The organism is Blastomonas sp. AAP53, assembly GCF_000331245.1.
GTDB lineage: Bacteria > Pseudomonadota > Alphaproteobacteria > Sphingomonadales > Sphingomonadaceae > Blastomonas.
Genome location: NZ_ANFZ01000009.1, coordinates 196660 through 212935 on the forward strand (window position 1 = coordinate 196660; position 16276 = coordinate 212935).

General features: G+C 64.3%; 10 protein-coding genes. 2 read left to right on the forward strand and 8 right to left on the reverse strand.

Features of this window, described 5'->3' with window-relative positions; translation table 11 throughout:
- Nucleotides 1–149: 149 nt before the first annotated feature.
- The gene (gene uvrA / locus D618_RS0107885; RefSeq protein ID WP_017670961.1) at nucleotides 150–3083 is read right to left on the reverse strand and encodes an excinuclease ABC subunit UvrA; all 2934 of its coding nucleotides are present in this window, start codon (nucleotides 3081–3083) and stop codon (nucleotides 150–152) included.
- 197 nt (nucleotides 3084–3280) lie between these two features.
- Between uvrA and D618_RS0107890 the strand changes: the two genes are divergently transcribed.
- Nucleotides 3281–3733: a hypothetical protein gene (locus D618_RS0107890; protein WP_026091426.1), complete on the forward strand. Its 453-nt coding sequence runs from the start codon at nucleotides 3281–3283 to the stop codon at nucleotides 3731–3733.
- Between the two features lie 33 nt (nucleotides 3734–3766).
- On the opposite strand, the gene D618_RS0107895 is transcribed toward D618_RS0107890, so the two are convergent.
- The 4 genes from D618_RS0107895 to D618_RS0107910 all read right to left on the reverse strand — a co-directional run bounded on the left by D618_RS0107895 (nucleotide 3767) and on the right by D618_RS0107910 (nucleotide 7813).
- Complete coding sequence (locus D618_RS0107895; RefSeq protein ID WP_017670963.1) at nucleotides 3767–5143, reverse strand: HAMP domain-containing sensor histidine kinase; 1377 nt, start codon at nucleotides 5141–5143, stop codon at nucleotides 3767–3769.
- Complete coding sequence (locus D618_RS0107900) at nucleotides 5140–6093, reverse strand: hypothetical protein (RefSeq protein ID WP_152414595.1); 954 nt, start codon at nucleotides 6091–6093, stop codon at nucleotides 5140–5142. The genes D618_RS0107895 and D618_RS0107900 overlap by 4 nt, the downstream gene beginning before the upstream one ends.
- Before the next feature lie 108 nt (nucleotides 6094–6201).
- Nucleotides 6202–7395, reverse strand: coding sequence for a hypothetical protein (locus D618_RS0107905; RefSeq protein ID WP_017670965.1), 1194 nt, complete (start codon nucleotides 7393–7395; stop codon nucleotides 6202–6204).
- A 100-nt stretch (nucleotides 7396–7495) separates the two neighbouring features.
- Nucleotides 7496–7813 carry a hypothetical protein gene (locus D618_RS0107910; RefSeq protein WP_017670966.1) on the reverse strand — a complete coding sequence of 106 codons (318 nt, stop codon included), beginning with the start codon at nucleotides 7811–7813 and terminating at the stop codon, nucleotides 7496–7498.
- Between the two features lie 152 nt (nucleotides 7814–7965).
- On the opposite strand from D618_RS0107910, the gene D618_RS0107915 reads away from it, so the two are divergent.
- Entirely contained in the window at nucleotides 7966–10251 is a 2286-nt protein-coding gene (locus D618_RS0107915; RefSeq protein WP_152414596.1) for a hypothetical protein, read from the forward strand.
- Here the strand turns inward: D618_RS0107915 and D618_RS0107920 are convergent.
- Genes D618_RS0107920 through D618_RS0107930 form a run of 3 tightly spaced genes read right to left on the reverse strand, consistent with a single transcriptional unit; the run spans nucleotide 10248 to nucleotide 16112 of the window.
- Nucleotides 10248–11711: an efflux transporter outer membrane subunit gene (locus D618_RS0107920; RefSeq protein ID WP_017670968.1), complete on the reverse strand. Its 1464-nt coding sequence runs from the start codon at nucleotides 11709–11711 to the stop codon at nucleotides 10248–10250. The genes D618_RS0107915 and D618_RS0107920 overlap by 4 nt on opposite strands.
- On the reverse strand, nucleotides 11708–14911 hold the full coding sequence (locus D618_RS0107925; RefSeq protein WP_017670969.1) for a multidrug efflux RND transporter permease subunit: 3204 nt from the start codon (nucleotides 14909–14911) through the stop codon (nucleotides 11708–11710). Before D618_RS0107925 ends, D618_RS0107920 begins: the two co-directional genes overlap by 4 nt.
- A 4-nt stretch (nucleotides 14912–14915) precedes the next feature.
- Nucleotides 14916–16112 (reverse strand): efflux RND transporter periplasmic adaptor subunit, encoded by a 1197-nt coding sequence (locus tag D618_RS0107930; RefSeq protein ID WP_026091428.1) that lies wholly within the window; start codon nucleotides 16110–16112, stop codon nucleotides 14916–14918.
- Nucleotides 16113–16276 lie beyond the last annotated feature (164 nt).

The window sequence follows — 16276 nt, forward strand, 5'->3', positions numbered from 1 at the left end:
TAAACAAGACAATAGCTGGCACGAGGATGACAAAGGTGCCGAAGTTCGCCTTCAGTTGTTCAGAGGCATTGCCTAAACCACTGTAACAAATGTAATATCTTTTGGCGACACGCAAGCAGGCCCTGCTCGGGCCGGCCTGCGCATGGCGTCTATCGCTTGAGCAAAGGCGCGAGATAATGGCCGGTGTAGCTCGCCTTGACCTTGGCCACCTGCTCGGGTGTGCCCTCTGCGACGACTTCGCCACCCTTGACGCCACCTTCCGGGCCCATGTCGATGATCCAGTCCGCTGTCTTGATCACGTCCAGATTGTGCTCGATCACGACGACGCTGTTGCCCTGATCGACCAGCCGGTGGAGGACTTCGAGCAGCTTGCGGACATCCTCGAAATGCAATCCGGTGGTCGGTTCATCGAGGATGTAGAGCGTCTGCCCGGTCGATCGGCGGCTGAGTTCCTTGGCCAGCTTGACGCGTTGCGCCTCGCCGCCCGATAGGGTTGTGGCCTGCTGGCCGACCTTGACATAGCCCAGCCCGACTTCCCACAGCATCGCCATGCGGTCGCGGATCGGCGGCACCGCCTTGAAGAACTCGACCGCGTCCTCGACGGTCATGTCGAGCACGTCGGCGATCGAGTAGCCCTTGAACTTCACCTCCAGCGTCTCGCGGTTATAGCGCTTGCCGTTGCATTCCTCGCAGGTGACATAGACATCGGGCAGGAAGTGCATCTCGATCTTGATGACGCCGTCACCCTGGCATTTCTCGCAGCGGCCACCCTTGACGTTGAAGCTGAACCGGCCCGGCTTGTAGCCGCGCGCAAGGCTTTCGGGCAGGCCGGCAAACCAGTCGCGGATATTGGTGAACGCGCCGGTATAGGTTGCGGGGTTCGACCGCGGGGTGCGGCCGATCGGCGACTGGTCGATATCGATGACCTTGTCGCAATGCTCCAGCCCGGTGATCTTGTCGTGCGGTCCGGCGATGATCCGCGCGCCGTTGAGCGTGCGCGCCGCGCCGGCATAGAGCGTATCGATGGTGAAGCTCGACTTGCCCGATCCGGATACGCCGGTGATGCAGGTGAAGGTGCCGAGCGGGATCGACGCGGTGACGCCGTTCAGATTGTTGGCCCGCGCGTTATGGACCGTCAGCTTCTTGCCATTGCCCTTGCGACGCTTGGCCGGAACCTCGATCCGCCGTTCGCCGGTCAGATACTGCGCGGTCAGCGAGTCCTTTGATTTCAGCAGCTCCTCCAGCGTGCCCTGCGCCACGATCTCGCCGCCATGCACGCCCGCGCCTGGCCCCAGATCGACGATATAGTCGGCGGTGCGGATCGCATCCTCGTCATGCTCGACGACGATCACCGTATTGCCCAGGTCGCGCAGCCGCTTGAGCGTGACCAGCAACCGGTCGTTGTCCTTCTGGTGCAGGCCGATGCTGGGCTCGTCGAGCACGTACAGCACGCCCGAAAGTCCGCTGCCGATCTGGCTGGCGAGCCGGATGCGCTGCGATTCCCCGCCGGAGAGCGTGCCCGAGGTGCGATCGAGGTTGAGGTAATCGAGCCCGACATTGTTGAGGAAGCCCAGCCGCTCGATGATCTCCTTGAGGATCGCCTTGGCGATCTGCTGCTGCTGCGCGCCGAGCTTGTCGTTCAAGGTTTCGAAGAAGTGCAGCGCGTCGGCGACCGAGCGGCGGGTGGAGATCGAGATATCCTCGCCTGCAATCTTGACCGATCGTGCCTCGGGCTTGAGACGCGCGCCATCGCACACTTCGCAGGGCTGAGCGGTCTGATACTTGCTCAGCTCCTCGCGCATCCACGCGCTGTCGGTCTGCAGCAGGCGTCGGTTGAGATTGCCGATCACGCCCTCGAACGCCTTCTTGACCTCGTACGACTTGCGACCGTCCTGGAACCGCAAGGTCACAGGCTTTCCGCCGGTGCCATGCAGGATGATCAGCCGAACTTCGCCCGGCAGATCCTGCCACGGAGTCTCGAGCGAAAAGCCAAACTCGCGCCCCAGGCTGCTGAGCACCTGCATGTAATAGGGTGAAGGCGGGTTCGATTTGGCCCAGGGCACCACGGCACCCTTCTTGAGGCTGAGTTCCTCGTTGGGGACCACCAGCTGCGGGTCGAAATACATCTTCTCGCCCAGGCCATCGCATGCCGGGCATGCGCCTTGCGGGGCGTTGAACGAAAAGAGCCGCGGTTCGATCGCCTCGATCGTGAAGCCGGAGACGGGGCAGGCGAAGCGTTCGGAAAAGATGATGCGGTTGTCGGGAATGCCGGCATTCTTCATGCCCTTCTTCGGCTTTTCCGCTTCGACCACCGGAATTTCGGATGGCGCTGCAGGCACTGGCTCACCCAAGGCCGCAACCGTGCCGTCCGCCAGATCGACGAATGCCAGTCCATCGGCCAGCTTCAGCGCGGTCTCGAAACTGTCGGCGAGCCGCGTCTCGATGCCTTCGCGCACCGCCATGCGGTCGACGACGACCTCGATGTCATGCTTGTACTTCTTGTCGAGCGTCGGTGCCGCGTCGATTTCGTACATTTCGCCGTCGATACGGACGCGGGTGAAGCCCGCCTTCTGCCATTCGGCTAGTTCCTTGCGATACTCGCCCTTGCGGCCACGCACCACCGGCGCAAGCAGATAGAAGCGCGTGCCTTCGGGCAAGGCCATGATCCGGTCGACCATCATGCTGACCGTTTGCGCGGTGATGGGCAGGCCGGTGGCGGGCGAATAGGGCACGCCCACGCGCGCCCAGAGGAGGCGCATGTAATCGTAGATCTCGGTGACGGTCGCCACGGTCGAGCGCGGGTTGCGGCTGGTCGTCTTCTGCTCGATGCTGATCGCAGGGCTGAGGCCGTCGATATGCTCGACATCGGGCTTCTGCATCATCTCGAGGAACTGGCGCGCATAAGCCGAGAGCGATTCGACGTAGCGCCGCTGGCCTTCCGCATAGATCGTGTCGAACGCCAGGCTGGATTTGCCGCTGCCGGAAAGTCCGGTGATGACGATCAGCTGATCGCGGGGCAGATCGATGTCCACGCCCTTGAGGTTATGTTCGCGCGCGCCGCGCACAGAGATGTGGGTGAGCATGGACGGCCTTATGTTCTAATGATGTTCTGCTGGCAAGCCAGTGTTTGTGGCCAGCCCGGCGGGATCGCTGCGAGGGCTGGAACATGGTGCGCGCGAAGCTGCACTGCAAGGGCACACCTGCCGCGCAATGGAACCGCTTTGCGACCTCTACGTATGCATGTTAATCGAGATCAACTTTGTTTTGAGGGAAACAGATCATGAAAACCCGTTCTTTCCGTGCCGCCACATTGGCCACCATTCTGGCCGCGGGGGCATTGACGGTGCCGGCAGTAGCACAGCAGGCCGCCACGCCAGAGGCTCAAGCGGCGGATAGCGGTTCGATGGAGCCTTCACCGGTTACGCAAAATCCCAGCACCGCCGAAGAACAGGCTGAACGCGAAGCAGCAAACGCGGCACAGGCCCAGATGTCGAGCGCGCAGGTCGCCCAGAACGTAGCCAACCTGGCCAATTACGAGGCGCGCCGGTCCAGCTACGAAAGCCAGATGAAGCTGTACGAGAATACCGTGGAATCGCGTGCGCGGGCCGAGGCTGAATATGCCGAGGTCAAGAAGCTGTACGACGCCATCCATGCGCAATGGGAGGCCGATGTCGCAGCGTGCACGGCGGGCAACCGCAAGCGGTGCGCGCAGTCGCCCGTGCTTCCCCAATAACCGTTTAACTCCCCTCGGTTTAGTAGGAGGGGGCTATTCCTTCGGCAAGATCAAGGTGAAACGCGCGCCCTGACCCGGCGCGCTTTCCACTGTCAGGTCGCCGTTCATGGCCAGTGCCAGTCGGCGCGAAATATAAAGCCCCAGCCCGCTGCCGCCATCGCCGCTCCGGCCGAGCCGTTCCCATTTGTTGAACAGACGCTGCTTGTCCTCATCGCTCAGGCCCGGGCCCTGATCGGCGACTGTAACGCTTGCCCAGTCTGGCCCGTCATCCAGCCGCAACCAGATCATCGAACCGTCTGGCGCATAGTTGATCGCATTGGCGACGAGGTTCAACAGGACCTGCAGAACCCGGCGAAACTCGCCCAATGCCGGTGCGCTGTCATCTTCGGCGGGCTTGTCGATGCGGATCGAGCGGTCGGCGGCCTTCAGCGCGAGCAACCCTGCGGCGCGGCGAGCGAGATCCGCCAGGTCGACGTGTTCGCGCGCCGCGCTGAAACCGGTTGCCTCGATCGCTTCCAGATCCGCCAGATCATCGACCAGTGCGAGCAGATGGCGTCCGGCAGATGCTATATCGCTGGCGTAGTTGGCATAATCGGCGCGCAACGGGCCTTCCAGCCGTCCGCCGATGGTTTCGGCATTGGCGATGATCCGCCCGATCGGCTGACGCAGCGCCGGCCCGATCTGGCTGCCGAACATGCGCGTCAATCGTTCGCCATCGAAAAGCGGCGGTGGGGGCGGGGGCGCCTCGGGTTCGATCTCAGCCGGTGCCGGTGTCAGAACCAGCCGCGCATGACCACCCGCATGATCGGGCTGGAGGCTGGCCAGCCACAGGCGGTCATCGCCAGGCAGACGGACGCGACGTCCATCGGCCTGCGCTGCCCTTGCGACAGGGGCGCCATCGGAACCGGTAACGACACTCGAGATTGGTTGCAGCGTCCACCGTTCTGTCTGGACTTGCAGGCCCAGAGGCATTTGCGTTTGCACTGCCAATATCCGCTCGGCGGCGTCGATGCGGATTGCGATCGCGTCAGGGTCGAGCGGCGGCAGAGTCAAGGCAGTCGCGGGCAGCGGTGCGGTCGGCAGCGGTTGCTCGCGCCACGAGGTGATTGCGATATCCGCGCTCTCGGGCCCAGGTGTGCACTCGCACCACAGGTCGATCAGCGTGTCGGCACCTGCCACTATCACGGGCCGCGACAACCGCATGCCGAGGCGTTGGCCATGACGGACGAAATCCAGCAGCGCGGGCACAGCCAGAATGCCGCCCGGCTCACCCCCCAGGCTGGCATGCAAGGCGGACAGCCGTTCGCCAGCCAACAGCAGCCGTCCATCGCGGTCAACACGGGCCAGGGTTTCCTTGCCGAGGCTGACCTGCGTCATTGCGTGTTCGCTGTTGAGAGGATGCGCGTTCACCAGGCAGGGCCAGCGGTCTGGACCGGGTCCATGTTGCGCCAGCCCGCGACGATCCGCATGGCATCATCGGAAGCAATGGCGCGCAATGCGGCGGCAGAGGGCAGATCATCGACCCGCAGCGAGGCAAGCACCGCAAAGTCCTGAAGCAAGCGTGCAGCGACATTCACTTCAATCGCGCAGGCGCGCAGCACCACCGCAAGCCGGGTCAGATCCGGATCGCGCAGCATGTCTAGCAACAGGTCGCCAGCGACGCCGCTCGATCGCTCCAGCATGGCGATCGCCAGCGAGGGGCCGTTGTCGGCCAACGCCCAATCGTCACCGGCGCGCGGCAATTCGAACAGATGGCAGAACCGCATCAGCCGGTGCGGGCGACCGCGCCGTTCATCGAACTGCGCCAGCAGCACATCGGCGGCGTTGCGCAAGGCCATCGGATCGCTCGCATCGTTATCCTGCAGCCAGGCCACTGCCAGCCGTACCAGCGCATGCAGAATCTCTGGCGGCAGTTCGTCGATATCTATGGCAAAGCCCTGCGCCCGGCTGACGAATCGGCTTTGCGCGATGATCAGCGCCATGGCGCTTTCTGCCAGTTCGTCCTGCGCATCGCCGACTAGGGCTTCAACGCGTGGGGGCAGTTCGGCCGTCGGCAATCCGATCAGCCCGGACTGGTGACACAACCGGGCCTCGATCGCGCGCGCGTAGAGCAGGCGCGTGGCTGGCGGGCACGCGAGCACGGCATGGCGTGCGATGGCGGCAGCATCTGCAGCCCCCAAAGCTTCGGCCAATCGTCTTGCGATGGAATCGACGAACCCGCCAGCAAGGCTCAGATCGTCTTCGCGCAGCGTCTGCGCCGAATCGGGCGACAACCGTTGGCGGACCAACGCCGGCACCGCCAGCGCCTGCCGAGCCTGCGCATCGGCATGGCGCAGCAACGCGCCAGCGTCCCGTAACATCGGGCGTGCGAGGGCCATGTCGGTATTCATCGCCTTTGCCTACCAATTGCTGGTTAAAATGCTGTTAGTTCAAGCTCGCGACGCCCGGATGCAGATATGGGTGGCGCGCTAGTCTGCCGCAAGCGGGGACGGGCGCGTTTGCCACAGCAACAGCGCCACGAGCGCGAGGTTCCACAGCATCAATACCGGCATCAATAGGCCAAAGGGGATCGCCAGCAAGGCGGCCGCGGCGACCATGCTGGGGGAACCGGCCAGTCTGCGCCAGACCCTGGGCAGGGGGCCGTTCACGCGTCCGAGCACGATGGCCAGACCCGGCAGGATCAGTGCGGCAAAAAGCCCGGCAAGCCGGTCAGATGCCGCCACGCCCAGAACGGTGATGACGATGAACGCGGCGGCAAAGGCAATATCGCGCGCGGCCTGCTCCATCTCGCTGGTCAGCATCCCGGCAAATCGACCGAACAGCCGGTTGGCGCCATGGCCTGCACCGCGGCCAGCGATCAGCATTGCGAGCGCCGCCATGCTCCAGCCACCAATGGCAGCTCCGATTCCCAGAACCGGCAGCGCGACCGCCGATATCCGCAGGGCCGGACCGCTCCACCTTGCCGACCAGGCTCGCAATGCCAGGCTGCGCACGGGTGCCGTTTGCACCAGCTTCCCGCCCAGGGTCCCCGAGGACCCGGCAAGCTCCTGAAGCGCCAGGATGTTCACCTCGTGCCCTTCGCGGACCATCGCGATGCGGCCCGCCTCTGCCAGGGCAAAGGGCAGCACCTCGCGCCGATAGCCCTTCTGTATCGCCAGCCTCAACAACGCAGACTGGATGCTCCAGTCCTCGGGCAGGTCGCGGGCATCGACGACGTCGCGCGCGCGGATGCAGGCGAGGCCCGCCCAGACATGGTTGATGTCGATCCGTTCGAACCGCTCTATCAGCACGCGTGCGCCATCCCCGGGCGCGAAGCTGGCAACGAAGGTGCCCGTCTCGCGCGCCATCCGCGCCATGTCACCGGGGGCGACATAGAGCCCGTCGGCGATGATCAGCAGTTCGTCCTCGCTGGCCAGGCGGACGCTGATGTCGGCGATCGAGCGGGCCAGATGGAAGATGACACCGCGCCGGGCAGCATAGGTCTCGATCTGCCGCACGCGATCATCGACGGCGCCGACAAGGCACAGGATTTCGCCGGCGCCTGCCTGCACCGCAAGGTCGATGTGCAGCATCGCCAGCTGGCCATGGGCCAGCGGCAAAGCGCCACGCAGGCCGGTGCCGCCGGGCAGTGTTTCGATCAGCGATATCAGGGCGGCACGCACGTTTGAGGGTCTGCTCCGGTTGGTCGGGAGCGGCCCTCTTATCGGGTGGCAGGTGCTCTGCCAACCGGCAGGACGATTGCAGGCGGGAAGTTAGGCGCGTTTACACTTGAGCGGTGGAGCTATCGCCAAAGTCACGCATCGCCGCGGCGAGGTCGCGCAGCACCACCGGGTCGCCAGGCGCGCCTTCCAGCGCGCGATCGGCGAGATCCACGATTCCCTGAACGCTGAAGCTGGCAGCCAGGCTCTTGAGCCGCAGCGCCGCAAAGTGCCAGTTGGCATCGCATCGCGACCGCCCCAGCAGGTCGATCTGTCGGGCCGCGCTTTCGACAAAGGCTCCCCGCAGTTCGGCGACCAGATCTGGGTCGCTGCCGACAGCGGCGGCCAGCGCCGCATTCAATGCTCCGGATTCATAGGCCATGACCGACTCGATTAGACGAGCCGCCTTAACTTTCGGTTTCTGGCGGGTGAAAATCTGTTAAGCATGATGCCATGGGCGAGGGGAAAAAGATCATAGATCTGCGGCATGGGCGCAGCGACGAAAATCCGACGGCAAATGAGCCGGTTCCGGACATGGCGGCGCCTGCCTTGCCGCTGCGGAGCGACGCATCGGACGCGGATGATTCGGAGATGCGCTGGATGGACGAGGAAGACCTGCCCAGGGCGCAAGCTGCGATCGGTCCCGCTGGCTGGACCGCGATGGGCCTGGGCCTCGCCTGGACCGGCGCGTATGTCTGGGCATTGGTTGGCACGCTGCCCACCGCCGCGACCCCTGCGCTGCTGGTGCTATCGGTTTCGCAATGGGCGGTGCCGATGGTGCTGATCGCGGCGCTCTACCTTGTCTTTCAGCGCAACAGCACCAGCGAGGCGCGGCGCTTTGCCGGCGTAGCGGGGTCTTTGCGCACGGAAAGCGCGGCGTTGGAGACCCGGCTGGCGCATGTGAATGCAGAGCTCTCACTCGCGCGCGAATTTCTGGCCAATCAAAGCCTTGAGCTGGAATCGCTGGGGCGGGTGTCCAGCGACAGGCTGCGCGGCTTTGCCGAGGAGTTGCGCGCCATGATCCAGGCGAGCGATACCGGCATGCGCGCGATCGGTGAGGTCAGCGAAGCGGCATCCGGCAATATGGACAAATTGCGCAACCACCTTCCGGTGATCGCCAATTCCGCCAAGGACGTGACCAACCAGATCGGCAATGCGGGGCGCACGGCGCAGCTCCAGGTCGAAAGCATGGTCTCCGCCTTCGAGAAGCTGAACGCCTTCGGTCAGGCCGCCAGCGCGCAGATTGGTACACTGGTGCAGGAATCGGATGCGGCGACGGTGCGGCTGGCGCAATCGGTCGAAACGAGCGGTGGCGCGCTGTCGCGGCAGGTGGCCGAAGCGAGCCAGGCAATGGATCAGGCGATCGAGACGGTTGCCAGCCGTCTTGCCAATACGCTCAAGAACCTCGACCAGACGTCGGAACGACAGGCCGAACAGCTCAGAGCGCTCATTGCCGATCTGGAGCAATCGCTTGCCAGCATGGCTGAAAAGATTGGCGAACAGGCGGCCTCCAGCCGCAAGGATATGCGGACCGCGACGGATGACCTGGGGCTGACGCTGAACGCGCTGGCGACTTCGACGGGCGAGAGCGATGCGGTTATCCGCCAGATCATCCGTGCCGCCGATGCCCAGATCACGCAGGCCGAACAACGTCTGGAAGCGATGGATCGGCAAAGCAGCGAATCGCTTGCCCAGCTTGCGTTTGCGCTCTCGGCGCTCGACGGCAACGTGGCGTCGCTGTCCTCAAAGCTGGCGGCAGGCAGCGGCCATGCCGAGATTTTCGATGCCAAGTCGCAACGATTGCGCGAGCTGCTCGATGCCATCCAGCGCCAACTGGGCGATACCATCCCTCAGGCGCTTGTCGAACTGGACCGCACCACCGAGTCCAGTCGGCAGCGTGTGGGTGTCCTGCATGAAGGCGTGGCCGAAGTGGATGGCCAGATGATCCGGCTTGGATCTGTGCTGGGCAATTTCGAACAGCGCATCGCACAGCAGACCGGCGAAATCGGGCGGCTGGCGGAAGCGAGTGAAAGCCATTGGAGCGAGCGCGCCGACGAAATCGGCAAATTGGTCAACGCGATGCGCCTGGCGCGTGACGAGATCGATCAGATCAATGCCCATTCTGCGGTGCGGCTGGTCGAAACAATGCGCGACGTGCAGCGCGAAGCCCATGCAGCAGCTGATGAGGCGCGGCGCGCCATGGAGCGTGCGATTGTTGGTGCGACCGACAAGCTGGGCAAGGACACCGGAGCTGCGCTGGAGAAGGTGCTGCGCGGCAAGGCCGAAGAACTGGTCGGCAAGCTGGAATCCGCCATCAACCGCGCGGTGGGCGCAACCAGCGATGCCAGCCTTCACCTCAAGGATCAGCTGGCCCGGGTCGACGATCTGGCAAGCCATCTCGAACGGCGCGTGTCCGAAGCGCGCGAACTGGCCGAAGAGCGCACCGATAACGATTTCGCGCGGCGGTTGGCGCTGCTCACGGAATCGCTCAACTCCACGTCGATCGATGTCGACAAGATCCTGTCGACCGATGTCAGCGACACCGCCTGGTCCGCCTATCTGCGCGGCGACCGCGGCGTCTTTACCCGGCGCGCCGTGCGTCTGATCGACAATGGCGAAGCGAAGGAAATCGCGGCGACCTATGAGAACGATCCGGTGTTCTACGAACTGGTCAACCGCTACATCCACGATTTCGAAAGCATGCTGCGCACGGTCCTTTCCACCCGCGATGGCGGGGTGATGGGCGTGACGTTGCTGTCGTCGGAGACGGGCAAGCTGTACGTCGCGCTGGCACAGGCGATCGAGCGATTGCGCGATTAATCGCGCTTTGTCGCACTGACCTCCTGCACCGCCGGCGCATTTTCCCACCCCCCGCCGAGCGCCCGGAACAGCGAGACCTCTGCTTCGGCGCGAGCCGCAGCGGCCGCTCCGCTGGCAGCGCGTGCGGCCAGCAGGTTGCGTTCGACCTCCAGCAATTGCAGCGCGTTGTCGCGGCCCGCGCGGAAGCGGATGCGGGTGATCCGCGCTACTTCGTCCGCTGCCTTGGCGGCGTCCTGCAGGGCAGCCTCCTGCTCCAGCGCGCCTTTCAGCCGGGCCAGCGCCTGTTCGGTCTCCTGCAGCGCCGTCAGCACGGCGCCGTCGAACGCGGCCAGTCTGGCGTCGGCCTGCGCCGATGCCGCGTTGACACGCGCACGGGCCGCGCCGTCGATCGGGATCGACCAGGAAATCAGCGGGCCGAGCGAAAAGCCCAGGTTGTTCGATTCCGTCAGCGCACCTGGGGACGTCCCCCCTATGGAGAGCGATCCGGCAAGACGGATCGAGGGATAGAGCGCAGCGGTTGCCACACCTACGCGCGCGGTATCCGCCGCAAGGCGGGCCTCGGCTGCGCGGACATCGGGGCGACGGGCAAGCAGCGCTGCGCCATCGCCGACCGGGATTGCAGCTGGCGTGCGTGGCGGGCTGGCGCAGGCCGCCGCTGCGGCGTCCAGGTTGCCCGGCGGGTCACCGGTCAGGGTGGCCAACGCAAACAGGGCCGCCCGCTGCTCTGCTTCGAATTGCGGGATCTGGGCCTGGGCCTGTGCGACGAGCAGCTCGGCATTGGCGACATCGCGCCGCTGCCCGCGTCCGGCAGCCGACAGGCGTTGCGTCAGGTCAAGCGTGCGCAGCTGGGCCGCCAGGGAGTCGCGGGCGATATTGGCCTGCAGGCGGCTCGAGCACGCCAGCGCGTAAGTGCGCGCCACCTCTGCTGCAACGCTGACCCGCGCTGCATCCAGCTCTGCCTGCGCTGCCAGCGCATCGCCGCGCGAGGCTTCGACCGATCGACGGATGCCGCCGAACAGGTCGATTTCGTAAGACGCGTCCGTGCCCAGCTGATAGAAATCGAACGTCAGCGGCTCGGGCGGGGCAAAGCCCACGCCGGCATTGGCCCCCGTGCCCACCTGATTGGTATTGGCCGAAGCGCTGCCGTTCAGGCTGGGGAGCTGGCCCGCGCGCGCTTCGCGTACCAGGGCGCGGGCGCGCCGCAGATTGGCGCTGGCCTCGCGGACGCTCGTATTGCGCTCCAGTGCGCGAGTCACCAGCGCATCGAGCGCCGGGTCCTCGAACAGGCGCCACCAGCCTTCGGGAAGCGGGGTCTGGGCAAAGCGCGGATCCGCACCCTCGACGAACGGCTGCGCCGTTCCACCGGGCGTGGCCGGACGCCCGAAATCCGGGCCGACGGTGCAGGCAGAGAGTGCTGCGCCCATCGCAACGCAGGTGAGCAGGTTTCGTGTCTTGATCATGGCTGATTGCCCTCCAGCACGGGCTGGTCCGGTTCGTTGGGGATGGTGTTGCTCTGCTTGCGGCGGGCCGACCATGCCCTGATCCGTTCCTCCAAGGTGCGCACCATCACGTAGAATGCGGGCGTGAACAGCAGGCCGAAGATGGTCACGCCAATCATGCCGAAGAACACCGCAATGCCCAGAGCCTGGCGCATTTCCGACCCCGGACCGCCAGAGATTACCAGCGGCAGCACGCCCAGGATGAACGCCAGCGACGTCATCAGGATCGGGCGCAGGCGCTGCGCAGCGGCGTGACGGGCAGCCTCCAGCACAGATTGGCCGTGGTCCTCGTTATGCTTGGCAAACTCCACGATCAGGATCGCGTTCTTGGCTGCCAGGCCGATCAGCACCACCAGGCCGATCTGGGTGAGGATGTTGTTGTCCCGCCCCATCAGGTTGACGCCCAGGATAGCCGCCAGAAGACACATCGGCACGATCAGGATCACCGCCAGCGGCAATACCAGGCTTTCATATTGGGCGGCGAGCAGCAGGAAGACGAAGACCACGCCGAGCAGGAAGACCAATGTTCCGGTATCGCCGGCTGCGCGCTGCTGAAAGGCAAGTTCGGTCCACTCATAGTCAAACCCCTGCGGCAGCACCTTGAGCGCCAGTTGCTCCATCGCGTCGAGCGATTGGCCGCTCGAATAGCCGGGCAGCGTATCGCCCTGCAGCTCGGCGGATCGGTACAGGTTGTAGCGAACCACGCGATAGGCACCTGAATCGTTGCGCAGGCTCATGACCGCATCGAGTGGCACCATCTGTCCGCTGGATGATCGGGTGCGCAGGCGACCGATATCGGCGACATCATCGCGATAGGGAGCATCTGCCTGTGCGGTCACGCGGAATGTGCGGCCCAGGAAATTGAAATCGTTGATGTAGCTCGATCCCAGATAGGTGCCGAGCGTCGAGAAGATGTTCTCCACCGGCACACCCAGTTGCTCAGCCCGTGCACGGTCGATATCTGCGAACAGTCGCGGGGTGCGGGTGTTGAACGTGGTGAAGGCGCCGGCAATTCCCTCGGTCTGGTTGGCCGCGCCCATCATCGCGAATGCGGCTCCCTCAAGCGCCTGAAGTCCGGCGTTGCCACGATCCTCGATGATCATCTTGAAACCGCCGCCGGTGCCAAGTCCTGCCACGGGGGGAGGGGCGATGACCAGAATGCTGCCAGCCGTGATGCCCGACATCGCGCCGCGCAGCTCGTTGGCGACGTCATCGGCCGACGCACGGGTTCCCGCCTCCTTCAGCGAAATGAAGATCGCGGCGGCGTTGGGCGCATTGGTGAAGGTCGCGCCATCAAACCCGGCAAAGGCTATGGTATTGACCACCGAGCCATTCTTGAGCGCGATGGCCTGTGCCTCTTCCAGCGCCGCAGTGGTGCGCTGCAGCGAAGCGCCCGGCGGCATCTGGACAACCCCGATCAGGTAGCCCTGGTCCTGCGCAGGGATGAAGCCTGCAGGAGTCGCGGTGAAGCGCCAGCCGGCAATGGCGATCAGGATGAGATAGGCAATGCCCATGAACATCAGGCTGCGAATGGTGCGCGCGGTGAGGCGGCCATAGCGTTCCGAGAGCCTGGCAAAGCCGCGATTGAAGCCACCGGCAAAGCGCTGGCCCCAGCCGCGCCATCCCGCCGGAGCCGCTTGCTCGCTGTGCGTGCGCGGACGCAGCAGCAGCGCGGCAAGCGCAGGCGACAGGGTGAGCGAAACGAAAGCGGAAAACGCCGTCGCCCCGGCGATCGTCACGGCGAACTGCTGGTAGAAGGCCCCCGAGATTCCCGGGATGAACGCGGTGGGAATGAACACGCCGCACAGCACCAGCGCGATGGCGATCAACGCACCGGAGACCTCATCCATCGTCTTGTGTGCGGCATCGAACGGGCTAAGCCCCTCTTCTTCCATCAACCGCTCGACATTTTCGACCACGACAATGGCGTCATCGACGACGATGCCGATGGCGAGCACCATGCCGAACAACGACAGGCTGTTGAGCGAGAACCCGAGCGCGGCAAGCACGGCGATGGCACCTGCCAGCGCGATCGGGATCGCGATGATCGGGATGATCGCTGCGCGCCAGCTTTGCAGGAACAGCAGGACGACGATGGCGACGAGGATGATCGCTTCTATCAGCGTATCCTGCACCGCGGCGATCGAAGCCTCGACATAGGTCGTGGGGTTATAGGGAATGGAATAGGCCATGCCGGGCGGGAAATCATTGGACGCGCGCTTGAGTTCGTCCTCGACAGCCTTGGCAACCGTTAGCGCGTTCGATCCAGGAAGCTGCGATATTGCCAGCGCGACGGTCGGGCGACCGCTGGAAAACGCGTTGATGCTATAGTCCTGCGCGCCAAGTTCGATGCGAGCGACATCGGCAAGGCGGGTCAGCGCAAGGCCATCGCGCTTGACGACAATCTGGCCGAATTCCTCCGGCGTGCTCAGCCGGCCCTGCGTCTGGACACCCAGCTGGAATGCCGTGCCGCCGGTATTGAACGGCGGCTGGCCGATCGATCCGGCAGAGACCTGCGCGTTCTGCGCACGAATCTTGCCGACGATTTCATCGACGGTCAGGTTGCGCGCGGCGGCGAGATCGGGATCTATCCAGACGCGCATGTTATAATCGCGTCCGCCGAACAGACGCGCCGCGCCGATGCCCTCGATCCGCGAAATCCGGTCGATGACCTGCAGTGTGGCGTAGTTTGAAATATAGGACTGGGTAAGCGACCCATCGGGTGAAAAGAAGTTCGCAACCAGCAGCAGGTCAGGCGAGTTCTTGCGCACCGTGACGCCGATCTGGCGGACCTCTGCCGGCAGCCGTGGCTCGGCGCTGCTCACCCGGTTCTGCACCAGCACCTGCGCCTGATCGACATCGGTGCCCTGGGCAAACGTAACGGTGAGGGCCAGATTGCCGTCTCCGGTTGAGGAGGACGACATGTACAGCATGTCTTCGACGCCGTTGATCGATTCCTCTAGCGGCGCGGCGACGACATCGGAGATCGTCTCGGCGCTGGCTCCCGGGAAGCTGGCACTGACCACCACGGTTGGCGGGGCGATCTCGGGATATTGCGATACCGGCAAGGTGGGATAGGCCACCACGCCGAAGATGACGATCAGGATCGAGAGGACCGCCGCGAAGATCGGGCGGTCGATGCAGAAATGGGCAATGCGCATGGGATTATCTCGCCGTCGCCTGGGCCGGAGCCGGGGCCGTGATGGGCTGGGAAATCGGCGCGTCATCCTTGGCGCGAGCCTTGATCTGCCCCTTGCGTGGCGTCACCACCATGCCCGGCTGCATCCGTGCCAGTCCGTCGATCACGATCTGCTCGGTAGGCGCAATGCCCTCACGGATCACGCGCAGCCCTTCGACCATCGGACCGGTCTGCACGGGACGTGGCGCGACCTTGTTATCCTTGCCCAGCACGAAGACGAGCTTGCGGGTCTGATCGGTCATGATCGCCTCGTCGGGAACCAGCATGGCCTTGTAGGTGCCTGACCCCAGCAGCCGCGCTCGACCGAACATGCCGGGAACCAGAAAACCGTTGGGGTTGTCGACCATGGCATAAGCGGTGATCGTGCCCGTCTCGGGGCTGATGCCGTTGTTCAGGAACTCCATCCGGCCACGCCAACGGAAATTCGGTTCGTCGGCGAGCTGTATCTCGACCGGATTGGCGGCGTAGCGCGAGCTTTTGCGTTCGCCGCCGGCATCCTGGCGGATGTATTTCAGGTAAAACGCCTCTGCGCCGTCGAAGCTGAAACGGATGGGGTTGATGCGGACAATCCGGGTCAATTCGGTCTGGCCTGCCGTCACGAAATCGCCGACATCGACCATCCGGTTCGATACGCGACCCGAAATGGGCGCGCGAACCTCGGTAAAAGACAGGTCTAGCTGTGCTGACTGTCGGCGCGCCTGTGCTGCAGCCAGGGAGGCCCGTGCAGTGCGCAGATTGGCCGCCAGAGTATCGGCCTCTTCCTTGCTGATCGCATCAAAATCGACCAGCTCGCGGCCGCGCGTGGCCTGTGCTTGCGCATTGGCGAGGGAAGCGCGAGCACTGGCGACGCTGGCGTCGGCTTCGGCCAAGGCAGCGCGAAATGGTCGCTGATCGATCACGAACAGCAATTCGCCTTTGCCGACATCGCGGCCGTCCCGGAAGGCGACGCGCGAAATCGGCCCGGAAACACGGGCAACCAGCTGGACATCCTCGTCTGCCGTGAAGCGGCCGATATATTCATCCCAATCCACGACTGTCCGTTGTAGCGGCTTTGCAACCGTAGCGGCAGGCGGTGGTGGTGGGGGCGGCGGCTCTGAACTGCAGGCGCTGACCAGCAACGCCAAGGTTGCTGCGATAAGCGCGCATCTGGGGGGGACGCGCATAGATAACTCCGGAGATTGATATTGCACCGCAATAAAATGGGGGAAAGGAGGGAAGGCGTCCAGCGAAAAAAGTTGCAATTAACAACTAATATATGTTTATTTTTTGCAACTACGCTCTCGAAACCCGCAATTCCGGGGATTGTTCCGTTACGGAATGCAGCACA

What these genes read in the sequence shown, in the direction of transcription:
- uvrA (WP_017670961.1), bottom strand. Translation starts at nt 3,083, where the DNA reads ATGCTCACCCACATCTCTGTGCGCGGCGCGCGCGAACATAACCTCAAG.
- D618_RS0107890 (WP_026091426.1), top strand. Translation starts at nt 3,281, where the DNA reads ATGAAAACCCGTTCTTTCCGTGCCGCCACATTGGCCACCATTCTGGCC.
- D618_RS0107900 (WP_152414595.1), bottom strand. Translation starts at nt 6,093, where the DNA reads ATGTTACGGGACGCTGGCGCGTTGCTGCGCCATGCCGATGCGCAGGCT.
- D618_RS0107910 (WP_017670966.1), bottom strand. Translation starts at nt 7,813, where the DNA reads ATGGCCTATGAATCCGGAGCATTGAATGCGGCGCTGGCCGCCGCTGTC.
- D618_RS0107915 (WP_152414596.1), top strand. Translation starts at nt 7,966, where the DNA reads ATGGCGGCGCCTGCCTTGCCGCTGCGGAGCGACGCATCGGACGCGGAT.
- D618_RS0107920 (WP_017670968.1), bottom strand. Translation starts at nt 11,711, where the DNA reads ATGATCAAGACACGAAACCTGCTCACCTGCGTTGCGATGGGCGCAGCA.
- D618_RS0107925 (WP_017670969.1), bottom strand. Translation starts at nt 14,911, where the DNA reads ATGCGCATTGCCCATTTCTGCATCGACCGCCCGATCTTCGCGGCGGTC.
- D618_RS0107930 (WP_026091428.1), bottom strand. Translation starts at nt 16,112, where the DNA reads ATGCGCGTCCCCCCCAGATGCGCGCTTATCGCAGCAACCTTGGCGTTG.